This window comes from uncultured Desulfovibrio sp., from assembly GCF_902477725.1.
Lineage (GTDB): Bacteria > Desulfobacterota > Desulfovibrionia > Desulfovibrionales > Desulfovibrionaceae > Desulfovibrio.
The window spans coordinates 14,904-31,397 of record NZ_CABSIF010000011.1 but is presented as its reverse complement, the minus strand read 5'-3'; the positions used below and the strand labels follow the sequence as shown (position 1 = coordinate 31,397).

Sequence of the window (16,494 nt, the reverse complement as noted above, 5' to 3'; positions counted from 1 at the left end):
CTTCCCCTTAAATATTTCGGTCAGCGTTTGTGGAATTAGCTCTTGGGCCTGTCGCCGATGGCGGCGGTAATCTGCGCTTCTGCGGCAAGCTTGCCGTCCACGAAGGCGCGGGCTTCCATTTTGCAGAGTTTGAGCTTCATGCGCAGGTTGCTGCATTCAAGGTCGAGCCTGTCGCCGGGGACCACCTGCCGGCGGAACTTCACGCCGTCAAGCCCGGTAAAGAGAAAGAGTTTGTCGTCAAGGCTGTCCATGCCGGAAACGGCCAGCAGGCCGCCAGTCTGAGCCAGAGCTTCCAGAATGAGCACGCCGGGCATGATGGGAGCACCGGGAAAATGCCCCTGAAAGAAAGGCTCGTTGAACGTAATATTTTTATAGGCCCGGATGTGCGAGCCTGCTACGCATTCCACGACCCTGTCCACCAGCAAAAAGGGGTAGCGGTGCGGCAGCAGACGCAAAATGCGCTGTATGTCCATGCCCGTATTCTGGGGGGCGGTTTCCTGCATGGGGGGCCTCCTGATGAGTTGGTCTTATTCGCCTGTTGGCGGCATGAAAAAAGGCCTCTCGCCCCATCCGGGTTGAGAGGCCTGAGAATTAACGGCTGAGGGCTTTATTTCTTGCCGCTCTTGTCGTTGGCTTTTGCTTTGTAGATTTTGTTCACTTCGGCCAGCACGTCCTGGGTCAGATCCATGGACTGGTCGGCGTACAGCACGCCACCGGCGGTGACGTCCACCACAAAGTTAAAGCCCTTGGCGCGGGCAACTTCATAGGTGGCGCTGAAAACCAGGGTAACCATGTCCTGGCGAAGCTTCACTTCTTCCTGCTCAACCTTGCGCAGGAAGTTGCGGGTCTTCTGATCCAGATCCTGCTTGGAGCGGATGAAGTCCAGCTTCTTTTCTTCGCTGGCCTTGGGGTTTTTCAGAGCATCGGCCTTTTTCTTCAGCGCTTCGCCCTGCTTTTCAAGTTCGTTACGTTCAGTGCCGAACTTGCTTTCCATTGTTGTTTTGGCGGCCTGGGCAGGGACGCTCTGCGTCGCCACGGTCTGCATGTCAACAACACCGATCTTGGCTGCGGGTACGGCGCCGCCGTCTGCAGCATAGACTTGCCCGGCAAGCAACAAGCCAACCGCAACAGCCGTCATCAAAACCTTGCGCATGAAAGTTCTCCTTCCCCAATGCTGATTTGTTATGTCGTCCTTGCGGAACTGGGATGACCCGCGCGCCGTAAGAGAAGATGCCTCTGCTGTTTGCAACTGTTCAATACACTTGGCAAAACAGCTATAATTGTCAGACGCGCCCAAAGGAACAGTCATTTGCTATGATACAGGCCGGGGACACGTAGTTGAAATTACTTGCCTCACATAGCACCAGCGCCTTCTTGCGTCAAGGAATTCTGGACAGTCCTGCGCTTAAGAAGCTTATCCTTGTATGCAAGAATGCCCTCGGCAAGCCCCTCAGCCAGGGTCATGCGGTATTTGGGCGTGAGAAGCCTTGCTGCTTCTTCCCTGTTGGTGCAATAACCAATTTCCACAAGTACTGCTGGCATTTGCGCGCCAAGCAGAACAATAAATGGCGCAGATTTGATGCCATTATCCTTTGTATCATACTGCCGGCGCTTCAAACGGAACTGTGAAAGCCGCTGAATATCCTGCGCCAGATGGCGTGATTCGTCCACCCTTGCATTGAGCATGACATCGGCGAGCATTTTCTGCATATCGCCGAGCCGGTGGTCGCCGTCAGCGTTTTCAAGCGTGGCAAGACGTGCCGCCTCAGGATTACTTGCGATATCAAGGTAGTATGTTTCAAAACCCTGCACCGAAGGATCATCATTGGCATTGACGTGGATGGAAACAAACAGATCCGCGCCGGCGGCATTGGCCATGGTGGTGCGTTCACGCAGCGAGATGTGCTTATCGGCAGTGCGGCTATAAACAACCTCCAGCCCATTGGCCTCAAGCAGGCGGCCCAGAGTCAGGGCCACGTCAAGGGATACGATGCGTTCCAGCACTCCGTTGTGATTGGTGCCTGGATCCCGCCCGCCGTGACCGGCATCAATAAATACCGTGCGTACCGTCAGGCCGAGCTGGCGGGCCATATCGCGCACCAGGCGCGGCGAAGGCGGCGTTGCTGGCTGGGTGCCGCTGGCATCGGCCACTGTTGCCTGATTTTCCGCTGCTGGCTGCGCATCGGCAAATCCGGCTTTTGCATTGCTGACCGGCGGCAACTGAGTGCTGCCGCCCGCCACCCGCAGGATGATGCGGCAGGGGTTGGTTTCTGTACGGGCATCAAAGCGGCGCGCATCCTGAAAATTGAACTGGAGCACGGTTTCGCCGCCCTTGCTGTCGCTGACGCTCATTCCCTTGAAAAGGCTGCCCCGGATATTCACGCCCTTGCGAATATCCTTTTCCACAGACGCATTTTCCAGAGCGACATGCAGAGATGCCTGCTCAGCCTTATTCTTGCCTTTGGCGCTGCTTGTGTTCAGCTTTGCCGTGTAACGGGCCGGGGCGCTCAGCTCAAGAACAATCTCCACGCTGTTCTTGCTCAGCGAATTCCACGAAAGGGACTGAACCACCGGGCGGGCAACCTGAGGCGCAGCGCCTGCCTTGCTGGCAGTGGCAGCAGGTGCTCCTGTGAGGCGGTTGCGCAGGGTTTGCGCCTCCGCCACCATATCGCCGCCGGAGTATAGGGCCATGATGGCGTCAAGCAGTTCCAGAGCTTCTGAGGTCTGGTTCAGACGGTCTGCCTCAATGGATGCGGCTCGGAGCAACGAGTCGTCAGCCAGGGCGCTCTTGGGAAACTCCTGCGCAAGCTTGAGATAGAGGTCGCGCGCCTGTCGGTATTCATCTGCAAGATGCGAGCAGTCTGAAAGGGCCTCCTGGCTGGCAGCAGCGCGGAATAGCGCCCCGGGAGAAATGGCCCAGTCTTTGCGACTGGTATAGATGCGCAGAAATTCAGTAGTCAGTTCTTCCCATGGCTGACGCCAGCATGAACGGACTTTGTCGGCGCGTAGGGCATCCATTTTTGCCTTGGCCTCGCGGTAACGGGGCAAAAGCTCCGCTTGCGGCACAGGCTGCAAGGCTGAAGCCTTGGCAAGCTGGCCTGCTGTCGCATCTGCGCCGCCAGCAGTGGAAGATGCGGCCGTATTGGGCGTGGAGGCAGAAGCTCCCTTTGCTGGAGCGCCCTCGTCCTTGGGTTCCTTGCCATCGGTGCTGGAAACCTGACGCGCCTCTGGGGCGGTGCGCCCGTTGGCAGCAGCCTGAAGCGTCTTTTCCAGGGCCAGGGCTTCCTGAATCATATCGCCCTTGGGGTACTGGGCTTTGATGCGCTCAAGCAGGGCCTGTGCCCCCTTGTCGTCTTTAAGCCACGCGGCGCGCAGCTTGGCAGCACGAAACAGGGCGTCATCGGCGAGTCGGCTGTCGGCATGGCGCTGGGCGACAGCTTCATAGCACTCGATGGCCTTGCGGGCGTCAGCCTTGGCGAACGAGCGTCGGGCCAGCTCTTCCAGACTTTCCGCAGCGCGGAACAGGGCCGCAGGGCGGTTGGGCCAGCCCGGATCAGCATCATAGATGGCGCGGAACTCCGCAGCCAGATTTTCCCACGGTTCACGCTGGCCCGAACGCTTTTCGTCCTGCCGCAGGGTTTCGATATTCGCCTTGGCAAGATCGTAGCGCTTGCCCGTTGGTGGCAAGGAAGTATAGCCGGAGTCGTAAAAGCAGACGACCATCAGGCACAGAGCAACCAGAAAAGCCAGAGGCGGAACAAGTCTGCGCATCTGGTTGTTGCCAGTTGGTTCGGAAGCCTTGGGCTGGGCTTTTTTTCCGGCCACGTTTTTTCCTTTTGCCATGATGGTGTCGGTAATTTGACTCTTAAAGTTTTGCCTGCGTTATTGAAAGCATATTGTATGCCAGCGGCGCAAAGATGGCAAAATTCGCTTTTTGTCGGCTGATAAGCTTTGGCATGGGCATGAAAAAAGCAGCGCGCCGGATACACAGAAAACTGTGCCTCCGGCGCGCCGAATTTCTTTGCCGCAACAGCGGCAGAAGTGAGGGCTAGAAGAACTGGCCCATGCTGAATTCTATGCGACCGGATTCACGTTCCTTGTCGTAGTCCTGAACCAGCGGGATACCGTAGGCGATACGCAGATCGCCCATGGGTGAACGCCAGCGCAGTTCAAGGCCCGTGGAGCAGACAATGTACTTGTTGAGGTCGTTGCCCATGGTCTTGCTGTCGATGTTGTAACCAGTATCGAAGAAGGGAACCAGAGCAAGGCCAAGCTCCTTCTGGAAGGTCCAGATGTATTCAAAGTTGGCAACACCCATGCGGTCGCCGCCGATCTGGTCGCCGTTGTATTTGTAGTCGCGGGGCGAGAGGTCGGAGAAGGAGTAACCGCGAATAGTATCCATGCCGCCAACCCAGAAGCGTTCAAACACCGGGACGTTGGAATTGGTGTTCTGGTACACGCCGCCCAACCGGCCACGGACGTGGATGGTGTTCTGCGGGTTGAAGGACCAGAAGCCCTGCCAGTCGGCCACAGTCTTGATAAAGTTGTCTGTGCCGCCGAGGCCGCCGCCGCCGTATTCAGCCCACAGGCGCGCAATGGTACCCTTGGTGGGACGTTCCTTGGAGTCCGTAGTGTCGCGCAGGATGCGGCCAGAAATGGCGCTTGTCCAGTTGGTGCCCTTGTAGTCGCGAATGTACGGAGAGGCGTTGTCGTCCACATCGTAAAGAACATAGCGTTCCAGACGATAACCGCCGCCTACGCTGGTGTATTCACCAATGGGGTACGACAGACGAATGGTGTCGCCGATGGTGTCCTTGGTAAAGTTGTCCCAGTAATCGTGCGTGTAATACAGGTCGTTGCCAACGGAGAGATCGGTATCGTACAGGCGCGGGTTGGTGAAGGACAGCACGCCCGACGTACGGCGCCAGGAGAAGAAGCCCTGCAGCTGCAACCAGTAGCCGCGACCAAAGAGGTTGCGTTCCATGATGGAGGCGGTGACGCCCACGCTGTAGTAGCTGGAATAGCCCACGCCGCCCATGATGGCGCCGGTATTGCTTTCCTTGACCTTGACCTTGAGGTCAACTTCGTCTTCGTTTTCCGTGGGGATCAGTTCCATATCCACGGCAGAGAAGAAGTGCAGACGGTTCAGGCGCTCGTTGGAGCGGCGCAGCTTGGCGCCTTCGTACATATCGCCGTCACCCAGGCGCATTTCGCGCAGAATGACGTTGTCGCGGGTTTTGGTATTGCCCTCGACAGACAGACGGCGGATGAAGACCTTCTGTTTTTTGTTGATCACATAGCCCACGTCCACCTGGTCGCTGCCGCCATCGGCCTTGACGACCTTGGTGTCCACTTCGGCGAAAGCATAGCCGTAATCGGAATAGTAGTCGGTCAGGCGTTTGGAGTCTTCCTGCATGACCGTGAGGGAGAAGTACTTGTCGGATTTTTTCCAGTCGTCCATCTGCACGACTTCAAGCATCTTGTCTTCGCTGTCGATAACATCGCCCGCAAAGACCACGTCGCGCACGGTGTAGCGCGGGCCTTCGTGCACGTTGAATGTGATGTAGATGCCGTCATCGCGGTATTCAACGGTTGGCGCAGCCACCTGAATGTCCACGTAGCCTTCGTTAAGGCCAAAGGCGGCAATGGCGTTGGTGTCGCGCTCCAGGTATTCGTCCTTGAGCACGCCGGTACCCGTCAGCCACGAGAACATGCCGCGCGTCTTGAGGGCCATGTATTTGTCAAGATCGCCGCGATTGAGCTTGTTAAGGCCTTCAATCTTGACGTCCCTGATATAAAGCTTGTTGCCTTCGGTAACGCTGATTACCAGCACTGCGCCTCGACCACCCTGACGGTCGTCAAGACGGTAGGTGACCTTGGCAAGGTAAAAGCCTTCCTTGTGGTACAGCTCGCTGATTTTCTGAAGGTCGTCCGAAAGCACCTGTTCGTTGAGAACACTGCCGCTCTTGGTGCCCATGGCTGCCAGCACGTCGTCCTTGCTGACCTTGTCCGAACCATCAACAACGATGTTGTCGATGCGCGGCTTTTCAACCACGGTGAACACAAGCACGTTGCCTTCAAGTGTGGCCTGCACATCGCTGAAGTAGCCCATATCCCATATGCGCTTCACTTCTTCGTTGATGGCCGTGGCGTCCGGGCTGTCGCCCTTGCGGATGGTGAGGCGCATGAGCACGGTATCGGGGTCAAGCACCTTCATGCCGCGTACCTGCACATCGGCAATACCGCCGTGGGCAGAGGTGGGGGCGTTCATGGGAACAAGAGTGGCCGGCGCATCGCTCTTTTTGGGCGCTGCCTCGGCGGCAGTGGCGGGATTTGCAATTTCTGCCGCGCGTTTGGCCAGCACAGCGGCGCATTCGTTCAGCGAGGTCAGCGAGTTGCGCTCAAATCCGGCGGGGACAGCTTCGCCCTCATAGACAGGCACAATGCGCGTGTCCATGGAAAAACCCTGACCAAGCTGGTTGAACTTGCCGTAAATAACCATGCGCGCTCCAGCCTTGCGGCCGAGTTCGCGCGCGGTGGCAAGGTCAATGGATTCACCGCTGTTGCGCTGTAAAACGCGGGCGGTTTCCATAGGAACAGTGCGCATGCCGTTCTGTTTGAGCTGATCGGCAATCGCCTGCGGCACATCCTGCGAGGCGTTGGGCATTTCCGGCCCGGCGTTCACCTGAAAGGGCAGAACAAGCACAAGGGCCCCTTCTGCCGCAACGGCTCCACCTGGAAGCGCCAGGGTGGCGCAGGCCAGCACGGCAAGGCACAGGGCTTTGCACAGTACGTTATCCAAAAATCTTTTCATACAAGGTCCCCGCTTTCAGTTCCAGGGTTCTGCCCATGCCTGCGGCCAGCTCTCGGTTGTGCGTTACAACTACGAGGGTCATGCCCAATTCACGGTTGAGTTCGTTCATGAGAGCACCCACCTGCGCTCCCGTAACTTCATCCAGATTGCCGGTGGGCTCGTCAGCCAACAGAACGCGCGGTCGCATAAAAACCGCACGCGCAATGGCCACCCGCTGGCGTTCGCCGCCCGAGAGAGTGGCGATCTTGCTTTCCATACGCGCCGATAGCCCCACGCGATCAAGCATTTCACGCGCACGGCTCATAACGGCGCTTTGTTTAGCACCGCCGATAATTGCCGGCATTGCCACATTTTCGAGGGCTGAGAATTCCGGCAGCAGATGATGAAATTGAAAAACGAAGCCCAGAGTCTTGTTGCGAAAGGCAGCTTTCTGGTCAGCGCTCATGAGCGCCATGTTGCGCCCTTCAAAACATATCTCGCCCGTACTTGGAGTATCAAGTGCACCCATAAGATGCAAGAGGGTACTCTTTCCGGAACCGGACTGTCCAACGATGGCGAGCATCTCGCCTTCTTCCACAACCAGGTTAATATCCTTGATAATCTCGGTCTCTTCACCAGGTGTGGCAAATTTTTTGCCCACGTTTGAAAAAGTATAGAGTGCTGACATGGCTATTCGTAGCGCAGGGCTTCTGCCGGTTGCAGGCGTGATGCCTGCCGTGCCGGGTAAAGGGTGGCCAGAAAGCACAGCAGCATGGCGCTTGCGCCAATGATGAGTACATCGGAGAGGGTGATGATAATGGGCAGATGATCGAGGGTATAGACGTTTTCAGGCAACTTGATGAACTGGTAGCGCTTGAGCAGCCAGCCGAGCGAAAGCCCAAATGCATAGCCAAGCAATGTGCCGACAACCCCGATGATTGTTCCCTGAAACATGAAAATATGCCGTATCATGCCGCTTGTAGCCCCCATGGACATCATAATGGCGATGTCGCGGGTTTTTTCCATAACCAGCATGACCAGTGTTGTTACAATGGAGAAAGAACCGATAAGCACCACCATGGCCAGCAGAATGAACATGCCGATTTTTTCCAGCTTGAGCGCTGCAAAAAGGTTGGCGTTCATTTCCATCCACGAGCGCACGTAGAAGGGCGAGCCAAGCTCGGTTGAAACTTCGGCTGCGGTTTTGTCCGCCTTGTATACATCGGCCACGGTCAGTTCCACGCCCGAAAGATAATTTTCCGGCAGGCCCAGCACATCGCGCGCCGCGTTGAGCGTAACAAAACCCAGCGAGGAGTCGTATTCAAACATGCCTGTCTTGAAAATGCCCACCACTTCAAAGGGGCGCACACGCGGCGCGTAGCCCGAGGTGGTTTTTTGCCCTGAGGGAGAAAGCAGGTTCACGCGGCTGCCCATGCCAAGCCCAAGGCGTTTGGCCAGTTCCTCGCCAATAATAAGCCCTGGCGCGCCTTCGCGCTCAAGGTCGGCGGCAGAACCAACGCGCATCTGGCGCAGCATGGAAAGCACCGCAGGGGCCGACTGCGGGTCAATGCCCCGCAAGACCACGCCCTTGACGCCGCCGCCAGCGGAAAGCATGACTTCCGTGTAAATAAAGGGGGTTGCCCCGGTCACGCCCTTGACGGAACGCACCCGGTCCAGAAGGTCGGTGCGGTTCTCAAAGGCCGAGGGGATATAGGACATGACAATGGCGTGGGCATTGGCCCCAAGGATTTTGTCCCGCATGTCGGTGGTGAGGCCGTTGTACACGCCAAGCACCACCACCAGCGCACCAACGCCGATAGCCACGCCCAGAATGGACATGATCGATATGATGTAGATGAATGTCTGCTTTCGCCTCGAAAAGAGGTAGCGCAGGGCAACGAATAGTTCAAATGACATTTGCGGCATATTGTCCCACCTTGCCCGGATATTCAAGAGTTATTTTAGACCTGGGACATTGCGTTGCCACAAGGCAAGCCAATAGCGTCAAGGATTGCTGCTGGCAGGCAATGGCAAGAGGTCGCGGGCGCTCTCTTGCCGGGGCCACTGGCGGGGCAGGAGCGCGGCGCAGATTCCGGGCGGCAGATTGGCGTGTCTGTTCGGTTCTGCCAGAACGCTGACAGCTCTTGGTTTTTTTGTCTGCTGCTAGTTTCTCTGCCTGATGTGATTTTGAATTTTAGCCATTATGGCGGGAAAACTACCAGGCAAAAGCCCCCGGCTGGCGGACAAACCAAACCGGGGACCCTCTTTTCATTCTTGCCCTCAAGGACAAGGCAGATCATCCACAAGTTTTATTATTCCGGGTTTTAGCCCCGTTTCATGGCCTCAATAAGTTCGCTCAGTCTGCGCGCCTGCTGGGCAAGGTCGGCCACGGCCTTTGTGGCCTGGCCCATCGCCTGCGAAGTCTGGCCGGACATGGCGTTGACCTGCACGATGGACTGGTTGATTTCTTCACTGGCGGCGGATTGTTCCTCACTGGCGGTTGCAATGGCGCTTACCTGATCGGCAGTGGCCTCTACATTGCTCACAATATCCCGCAGGGCGGCACCCGACTGGTTGGCAAATTCGGTGGCCGTGTTTACTTCCATCAGAGCCTTGTCCATGGCGGCCACGCTTTGCGAAGCGCTCTGCTGGATGGCAGATATCGCATTGCCCACATCATTGGTGGAGGCCATGGTTTTTTCCGCCAGCTTGCGCACTTCATCGGCCACCACGGCAAATCCGCGCCCGGCATCGCCAGCGCGGGCAGCTTCGATGGCGGCGTTGAGGGCCAGCAGGTTGGTCTGGTCGGCAATGTCCGAGATCACGTTCATGATCTGGGTAATTGCCTGGGCATGCTGGTTCAGCTTGGTCATGTCGTCCTTGAGCGCCAGCGAAACCTTTTGCACCTGCCCGATGCTTTGGAGGGCGTTTTCCACAATATTTGCGCCGCTTTCTGCATTGGTGCGCGTTTCGGCAGAAACTGCCGAGGCCGAGGAGGCGTTGCGGGCCACTTCCTGCACGGTCACATTCATCTGACTCATGGCAGTTGCGGCCTCGCTGAGGCGCTGGGCCGACTGCGCGGCTATCTGCTCCGACTGCTCAATCTGCCCGGAAAGCTGGCTTGAGGCAGAAGAAATAATGGCGACCACTTCTTCCAGTTGCCCCGCTGCAGCCAACATGCCTTCCCGCTTGGCATTCTCTGCCCTTTGGGCCGCTTCTTCAGCGCGCGCGGTAGCAAGTCTGGCTTCTTCAGTTGCCTGCTGGGCGTCTCTGGCTTTTTGCTCGCTTTCTTGCAGCAGTGTTTGGATATTGCCAACCATGTGTTCCATGCCCGATGCCAGCGTGCTGAATTCATCACGGCGTTTTTCTGCGGCAAAGAGCATGGCTTTTTCTGCAGGGGTTGTTTCAAGGCGACCCTCAGCAACGGATTCCGCAATACCGGAAATGCTCCTGAGCAGTCGCGCGATGGCCCGCGCCGCAAAGAAGATAATCAGCCCAACCACAAGGGCGCTAGCAAAAGTCAGCATCATGGAGTTGCCCAGCATTATCCGCATGGGTGTGTAGATTTCGTCTCTGTCCACTTCCAGGCAAAGAACCCAGCCGACTTCCGGCATGGCCCGGTAAAAGACAGATTTGTTGCTGCCGTCTTCACCCGTAAATCTCACCAATCCCTCAGGTTTTTTCAGTATCTCCACAACATGGGGTTTTTTGCTGTCATCCCGCCCAAATGCCTTGGGGTCACGGCTCAGCATCACCATGCCCTTGGTGTCATAGGCATAGATACCGCCCTTGGTGCCGAAATCAATCTGGCTTGTGGTGGTGCGGGCGAGATTTTCGTTGTCAACGCCTGCCCATACGAGGCCTTCGGGCTTGTCATTGCGCATGATGGGCAGGCCTATGATGGTTGCAACCCTGCCCGTGGTTTTGCTGATCACGCCAGTAATGGTTTTCTGGCCTTGCATGGCGCGCTGGTAGTACGAGCGGTCAGTAAAACTCACCCCTACGGATTTGCTGGGGTGTTTTTCGCCATCCAGGTGATGGGCAATGGCTATGCCGTCCTTTCCGGCAACACCGCAAAATTCAAAGTAGGAATTGAGCGTAACAAATGTATTGAGTGCGGCATCCGCATCGTTGAACAGCGTACGCGTCATGACTTCAGGCATTTTATCGTTGACAGCGTCAAGATATAAAATAACCCGGTTGTCGGCGGCAACCATGGCGAGCGATTCTTCCATCACCTTCAGCATGGCGTGCAGGCCGATGCTTTGGCAGCGCAGCAGCGCCCTTGCATCGTTGATAATCTGCTCGCGCAAGTTGCTTTCAGAAATTTTATAGTTCACACCAGCAACCAGCAGCAGTCCTGCAATTGCCGGAGTAAGAATGGACAGGAGCATCTTGCTCAGCAGCCCCATTTTCATAAGAACCTCCTTGCCCAAACCACGATAAATGTATGCGCCATGCGCGAAGACATGCCCAATGGGCTTGGCTTACACTTTTATGAGTATAACTATCGACCAGTGGCGACAATAGTATATGCTTTTGATTCAAAAATGTTTTTTTGCAGGCAATTTTTTATGACAGGCTGAATTTGTAACTGGCTAAGACTGCTGAACAACAAAAAAAGCGCCACCAATGAGGCGGCGCTTTGTGGAACTAGCGTATCAATACTTTTTAAAGGCGATCAATAAAGTAGCATACTACCGTTGTTACACTTCTGGGCGCAGCAAGGGGAAGAGAATAACTTCACGGATTGAGGCGCAGTCGGTAAGCAGCATGACCAGACGGTCAATGCCTACGCCCTGGCCCGCAGCCGGGGGCATGCCGTATTCGAGGGCGCGCAGGTAATCCTGATCCATGCTGTGGGCTTCGTCATCGCCCGCTTCGCGCTCGCGCACCTGATCTTCAAAGCGCAGGCGCTGATCCACGGGGTCATTGAGCTCGGAAAATGCGTTGGATAGCTCGCGCCCGGTGATGAACAGCTCAAAGCGATCCGTCAGTTCCGGATGCTCGTCATTGCGGCGCGAAAGCGGCGAGATTTCCGTTGGGTAATGATAGATGAAGTGGGGCTGAATGAGCTTGCCTTCCACATCAAGATCAAAAAGTTTGGCATGCAGCTTTTGCAGGCTTTCACTGTCGGCGGCCTTTTCACCACGCGAGCGGATATAGGCCTTGACTTTGCCGTAATCGTTGTAGAATTCCGGCGAATGCCCGCCCACCTGGGTGAGCGAATCGTAGAAGCTGAGGCGCGTCCACTTGCCGGGCGTGAGGTCGATCATTTCGCCCTGATAGGGTACCACTGTGGTGCCGCAGGCAGTCATGGCAAGGTGGGCAATAAGCTGTTCCGTAAAATCCATGAGGTCTTCAAACGTGGCATAGGCCCAGTAGAATTCGCACATGGTGAATTCCGGGTTATGGCGCGTATCGATACCTTCGTTGCGGAAGTTGCGGTTCAGTTCAAAGACCTTTTCAAATCCGCCCACCAGCAGCCGCTTGAGGTAGAGTTCGGGCGCAATGCGCAAAAACAGGGGCAAATCAAGGGCATTGTGGTGCGTTTTGAAAGGCTTGGCCGCAGCGCCGCCAGCCAGCGGCTGCATCATGGGAGTTTCCACTTCCATAAAGCCGTGGTCTTCCATAAAGCGGCGGAATTCGCGCACAATCAGGCTACGTTTAAAGAAAATTTCGCGCGCGCGTGGTGTGACGATAAGGTCAACATAGCGCTGGCGGTAGCGCGTTTCCATGTCTGTGAGGCCGTGATATTTTTCCGGCAGGGGACGCATGGAGCGCGTGATGAGCTTGATCTTGCGGCAGGCAATGGTGAGTTCGCCCGTCTTGGTGCGGAACAGGTGGCCGGAAACGCCCACGATGTCGCCCACATCGAGCTTTTTGACCACAGTGTAGTTTGCTTCATCCATGTGTTCGCGCGAGGCGTAACATTGGATGCGACCACTCTGATCCATAATATGGAAGAAGGCCACCTTGCCGAACGAGCGCAGGGAAACTATGCGGCCCGCAATGGCAAACACGTCTTCCTGGCTGTCCAGGGAGTCGCCTTCAAGAGCGCCGAATTTGTCCAGCACCCAGGCGACGTCGTGTTCCTTGCGGAAGTCGTTGGGGAAAAGCGGAACGCCCGCATCCAAAAGGTCGCACGATTTGACAACTCTGTTTTTGACGACTTCGTTGAGGCCTTCGCGCGCGGCGAAACTTTCCAGCATGGGCATAAAATAGCCCGCATGCTGCGACTTGGTACCCAGCTTGATAGCCGGCTTGCTGTTTTTCTTTTCCCGAGTATCCACGTAACGACTCCTGAATAGCCCATACCTGAAAGGAGCGTTACGGTATGCCATTCACGCTTGGGCGTCAAGATTGTGAGGAGTGTGTCTGCAACTTGATGTAAAATCGTGGTTTGTTGGATGCTCATACTGTTGATGCGACTCTGGCGCAGCAGGAAACATCAATGCATGCGGCGGCTTATAGCCGCGCCAGTCGGGGCTTTGCGCCCCCTTGAAGTTTTGACCTGTTTACGTATATAAAACCCTTTTACACGATACAACCGCCGTCAGATTCAAGCTGGCGGCTTTTTCAAGGAAAGCGTCATGCAAAAATTTACAGCCTCCTTTCTGGGGCGCGACTGCCCCGGCGTGGTGGCCAACGTCAGCCGCATTCTCGAAGACAGCGGCTGCAACATCGAAGAAGTGACCCAGACCATCCTTTCCGGCGAATTTGCGGCTATCTTTGTTGTTGCTGCGCCGGAAAAAAACGCGGAAACCCTGCGCTCCAAGCTGAGCGCCGGGCTGGAATCCGCCAAGGTTGATCTCTCCGTCCTCGTGCGGCCCGCAATCAAGGGGCAGTGGGGCACAGACCTGCACTGCGAACCCTTTGTGGTCACTGCCGACGGGCCGGACAAGCCCGGTCTTATCGCCGCCATGAGCCGCGTGTTTGCCCAGCACGGTGTGAACATTGAAAGCCTCAAGGCCATTCTGGGCGAGGGCGGCAACAACCATGCGCTTTTTGTGTTTGAGGTCATGGTGCCTGACAGCGTTGACATGGGCCGCCTGCGCCGTGAGCTTGACTGCGAAGGGCAGAAGCGCGATCTGCGCGTCAGCGCCCAGCACAGAGATATTTTTGAGGCCGTGCATCGGGTGAATTCTTTTTAGGACCTGTCGCCACTCTGGCTCTTTTGCCCCTGCCTGCGTCTGAAAATCTTTTATCCCGGTTGAGTGCCGTAACATACACTCCCTTCATAGAAAGGCTTCCTTCCTTGGCAGGGAACAAGACTTCTCATAGTGGCAACAGGCCCGAGGTTAATTTCAACATAAATTGCCCTTGCGACTGTGTGAGCGGACGCCCACCACTGCGTAACGCTCTCTTTCAGATACGATGCACATTCCCCTGAACGCCCGGTTTTGCGCGTCAGGGCAAAACCGCCTTCCGGGCGGGGCCGCCATATGGCAGGCCGACAGCCCGAACATACAGGAAGACCTCCATGCTTTCAGAACGCGAAGTTATAAGCACTCTGAACATGCTCCGCAACGAGCATCTTGACGTGCGCACAGTCACCCTTGGCGTGAGCCTGTTTGACTGCGTCAGTCATGACCTTGATCTTTTTACCGCCAACGTTAAGGCCAAGTTGCACCGCTACGCCTCGCAGCTCGTGAGCGTGTGCAACGAAGTGGGCGACAAATACGGCATCCCCGTGGTGAACAAACGCATCAGCGTGAGCCCCATTGCCGTGGTGGGCGCGCCTTTTGGCCCCGATGGCATGGTGCGCGTGTGCAAGGCCCTCGACGAGGCCGCCAAGGAAGCGGGCGTTGATTTTTTGGGCGGTTTTTCTGCCTTGGTGGAAAAGGGTTTTGCCAAGGGCGACCGCGCCCTGATTGAAGCGCTGCCCCAGGCCCTGGCCGAAACCGACCGCATCTGCTCATCCATCAACGTGGCTTCGTCACGTAGCGGTATCAATATGGATGCTGTGGCCCTTATGGGTCAGCAGATCCTCAAGGTGGCCGAAGCCACCGCCGAGCGCGGCGGCATTGGCTGCGCCAAGCTGGTGGTTTTTGCCAACATTCCGCAGGATGTTCCTTTCATGGCTGGCGCTTACCTTGGCGTGGGCGAGCCTGACGTTGTCATCAACGTGGGTGTTTCCGGCCCCGGCGTGGTCAAAAAGGCTCTGGATCGCGCCCGTGAAGCCGGGCACAACGGCAAGGGCGGCCGCCTTACCCTGCTGGATATGGCCGAAGTCATCAAGCGCACGGCCTACAAGGTGACGCGCGTGGGCGAAATGATCGGTACCGAAGTAGCTACCCGTCTGGGCCTGCCCTTTGGTGTGGCCGACCTTTCGCTGGCTCCCACCCCTGCGGTGGGCGACTCTGTGGGCGAAATTTTCCAGAGCATGGGCCTTTCGAGCATTGGCGCGCCCGGCACTACTGCCGTGCTGGCCATGCTCAACGACGCGGTGAAAAAGGGCGGCGCATTCGCTTCTTCGTCCGTGGGCGGCCTGTCCGGCGCGTTTATCCCCGTGTCGGAAGATTCCAGCATCGAGGCTGCGGCCACCTCCGGCCTGCTCAGCCTTGAAAAGCTGGAAGCCATGACCAGCGTGTGCTCTGTGGGTCTGGACATGATCGCCATTCCCGGCGCCACGCCCGCTTCGACCATTTCCGGCATCATTGCCGACGAAATGGCCATCGGCGTCATCAACACCAAGACCACGGCTGTGCGCCTTATTCCCGTGCCCGGCAAGGGCGTTGGCGAAGAAGTGTCTTTTGGCGGTCTGCTCGGCAAGGCTGCCATCATTCCCGTGCCCAAGGGCGATGCCACAGACTTTATCGGCCTTGGCGGTCGCATCCCTGCGCCTATTCACAGCCTCAAAAACTAGGCTGGTTAAGCATTAGCTGTTTTAAAAGCGGACATAATTCCTTTACGGCGTGGAATCTTTGAGATTCCGCGCCGTTTTTTATGGTTCATAGCTACGGTAAAGGCATCCATTACATTTTTCTATTTGCGCCAGTACGTTGGCTTGCTGTATGTTCAGATACAGAAACCTTGTCCAGGACGTAATAATGCCCCAGTATTTTCTATACGGTCAAAAAGAAATCGACTTCCTCTCCCGCAAAGACAAACGTTTGGCCTCTGCCATAGAACGCATAGGCCCCATACAGCGGGAGGTGCGGCCAGACCTGTTTGACGCGCTCATGCATTCCATAGTCGGGCAGCAGATTGCCACCAAGGCGCAGCAGACCGTGTGGGCGCGGCTTGTGCTTGCCCTTGGCGAAGTGACGCCTGAAACCATTGACGGCGCAGAGACTGCCGAGTTGCAGGGAGTGGGGCTTTCCTTCCGCAAGGTTGGCTATATGAAGGCCGCCGCGCGCAAGGTGCTGCTGGGAGAACTGGACGTGGAGGCCCTGCGGCTCATGGACGATGCCAGCCTTTGCACCACCCTTTGCGCGATGGACGGGGTTGGCGTGTGGACTGCGGAAATGCTCATGCTGTTTTCACTCCAGCGACCTGATGTGCTCAGTTTTGGCGACCTTGCCATCCTGCGGGGCCTGCGCATGCTGCATAGGCACCGGGAAGTCAGCCGCGACCGCTTTGAAGTCTATCGTCGGCGCTACAGTCCTTATGGTTCGGCTGCAAGCCTGTATCTGTGGGCCATAGCGGGTGGGGCTTTGCCTGACCTATCCGATCCGGCTGGTTCCAGACGCTGATAA

At 56.7% G+C, this 16,494-nt stretch carries 11 protein-coding genes; 3 read left to right on the top strand and 8 right to left on the bottom strand.

Annotation, left to right across the window (positions count from 1 at the left end):
* Positions 1–35 precede the first annotated feature (35 nt).
* From fabZ to lysS, 8 genes are all read right to left on the bottom strand, one after another.
* Entirely contained in the window at positions 36–503 is a 468-nt protein-coding gene (gene fabZ, locus RDK48_RS11080; protein WP_298995764.1) for a 3-hydroxyacyl-ACP dehydratase FabZ, read from the bottom strand.
* Positions 504–607: 104 nt separating this feature from the next.
* The gene (locus RDK48_RS11075; RefSeq protein WP_298995766.1) at positions 608–1,153 is read right to left on the bottom strand and encodes an OmpH family outer membrane protein; all 546 of its coding nucleotides are present in this window, start codon (positions 1,151–1,153) and stop codon (positions 608–610) included.
* 200 nt (positions 1,154–1,353) lie between these two features.
* The gene (locus RDK48_RS11070) at positions 1,354–3,825 is read right to left on the bottom strand and encodes an N-acetylmuramoyl-L-alanine amidase (RefSeq protein WP_298995768.1); all 2,472 of its coding nucleotides are present in this window, start codon (positions 3,823–3,825) and stop codon (positions 1,354–1,356) included.
* Between the two features lie 223 nt (positions 3,826–4,048).
* Positions 4,049–6,814, bottom strand: coding sequence for an outer membrane protein assembly factor BamA (bamA, locus tag RDK48_RS11065; RefSeq protein WP_298995770.1), 2,766 nt, complete (start codon positions 6,812–6,814; stop codon positions 4,049–4,051).
* Entirely contained in the window at positions 6,795–7,481 is a 687-nt protein-coding gene (locus tag RDK48_RS11060) for an ABC transporter ATP-binding protein (protein WP_298995772.1), read from the bottom strand. The genes bamA and RDK48_RS11060 overlap by 20 nt, the downstream gene beginning before the upstream one ends.
* Before the next feature lie 2 nt (positions 7,482–7,483).
* Positions 7,484–8,710 (bottom strand): lipoprotein-releasing ABC transporter permease subunit, encoded by a 1,227-nt coding sequence (locus RDK48_RS11055; RefSeq protein ID WP_298995810.1) that lies wholly within the window; start codon positions 8,708–8,710, stop codon positions 7,484–7,486.
* Positions 8,711–9,117: 407 nt separating this feature from the next.
* A complete protein-coding gene (locus RDK48_RS11050) occupies positions 9,118–11,211 on the bottom strand; it encodes a methyl-accepting chemotaxis protein (protein ID WP_298995774.1) in 2,094 nt (697 codons plus the stop codon).
* Positions 11,212–11,499: 288 nt separating this feature from the next.
* Positions 11,500–13,005: a lysine--tRNA ligase gene (gene lysS / locus RDK48_RS11045; protein WP_298995812.1), complete on the bottom strand. Its 1,506-nt coding sequence runs from the start codon at positions 13,003–13,005 to the stop codon at positions 11,500–11,502.
* A 381-nt stretch (positions 13,006–13,386) separates the two neighbouring features.
* On the opposite strand from lysS, the gene RDK48_RS11040 reads away from it, so the two are divergent.
* The 3 genes from RDK48_RS11040 (at position 13,387) to RDK48_RS11030 (ending at position 16,491) form a co-directional block, all read left to right on the top strand.
* Positions 13,387–13,947, top strand: coding sequence for a glycine cleavage system protein R (locus RDK48_RS11040; protein WP_298995776.1), 561 nt, complete (start codon positions 13,387–13,389; stop codon positions 13,945–13,947).
* A 329-nt stretch (positions 13,948–14,276) separates the two neighbouring features.
* A complete protein-coding gene (locus RDK48_RS11035) occupies positions 14,277–15,662 on the top strand; it encodes a PFL family protein (protein ID WP_298995778.1) in 1,386 nt (461 codons plus the stop codon).
* Between the two features lie 184 nt (positions 15,663–15,846).
* Entirely contained in the window at positions 15,847–16,491 is a 645-nt protein-coding gene (locus tag RDK48_RS11030) for a DNA-3-methyladenine glycosylase (protein ID WP_298995781.1), read from the top strand.
* The last annotated feature ends 3 nt before the right edge of the window (positions 16,492–16,494 follow it).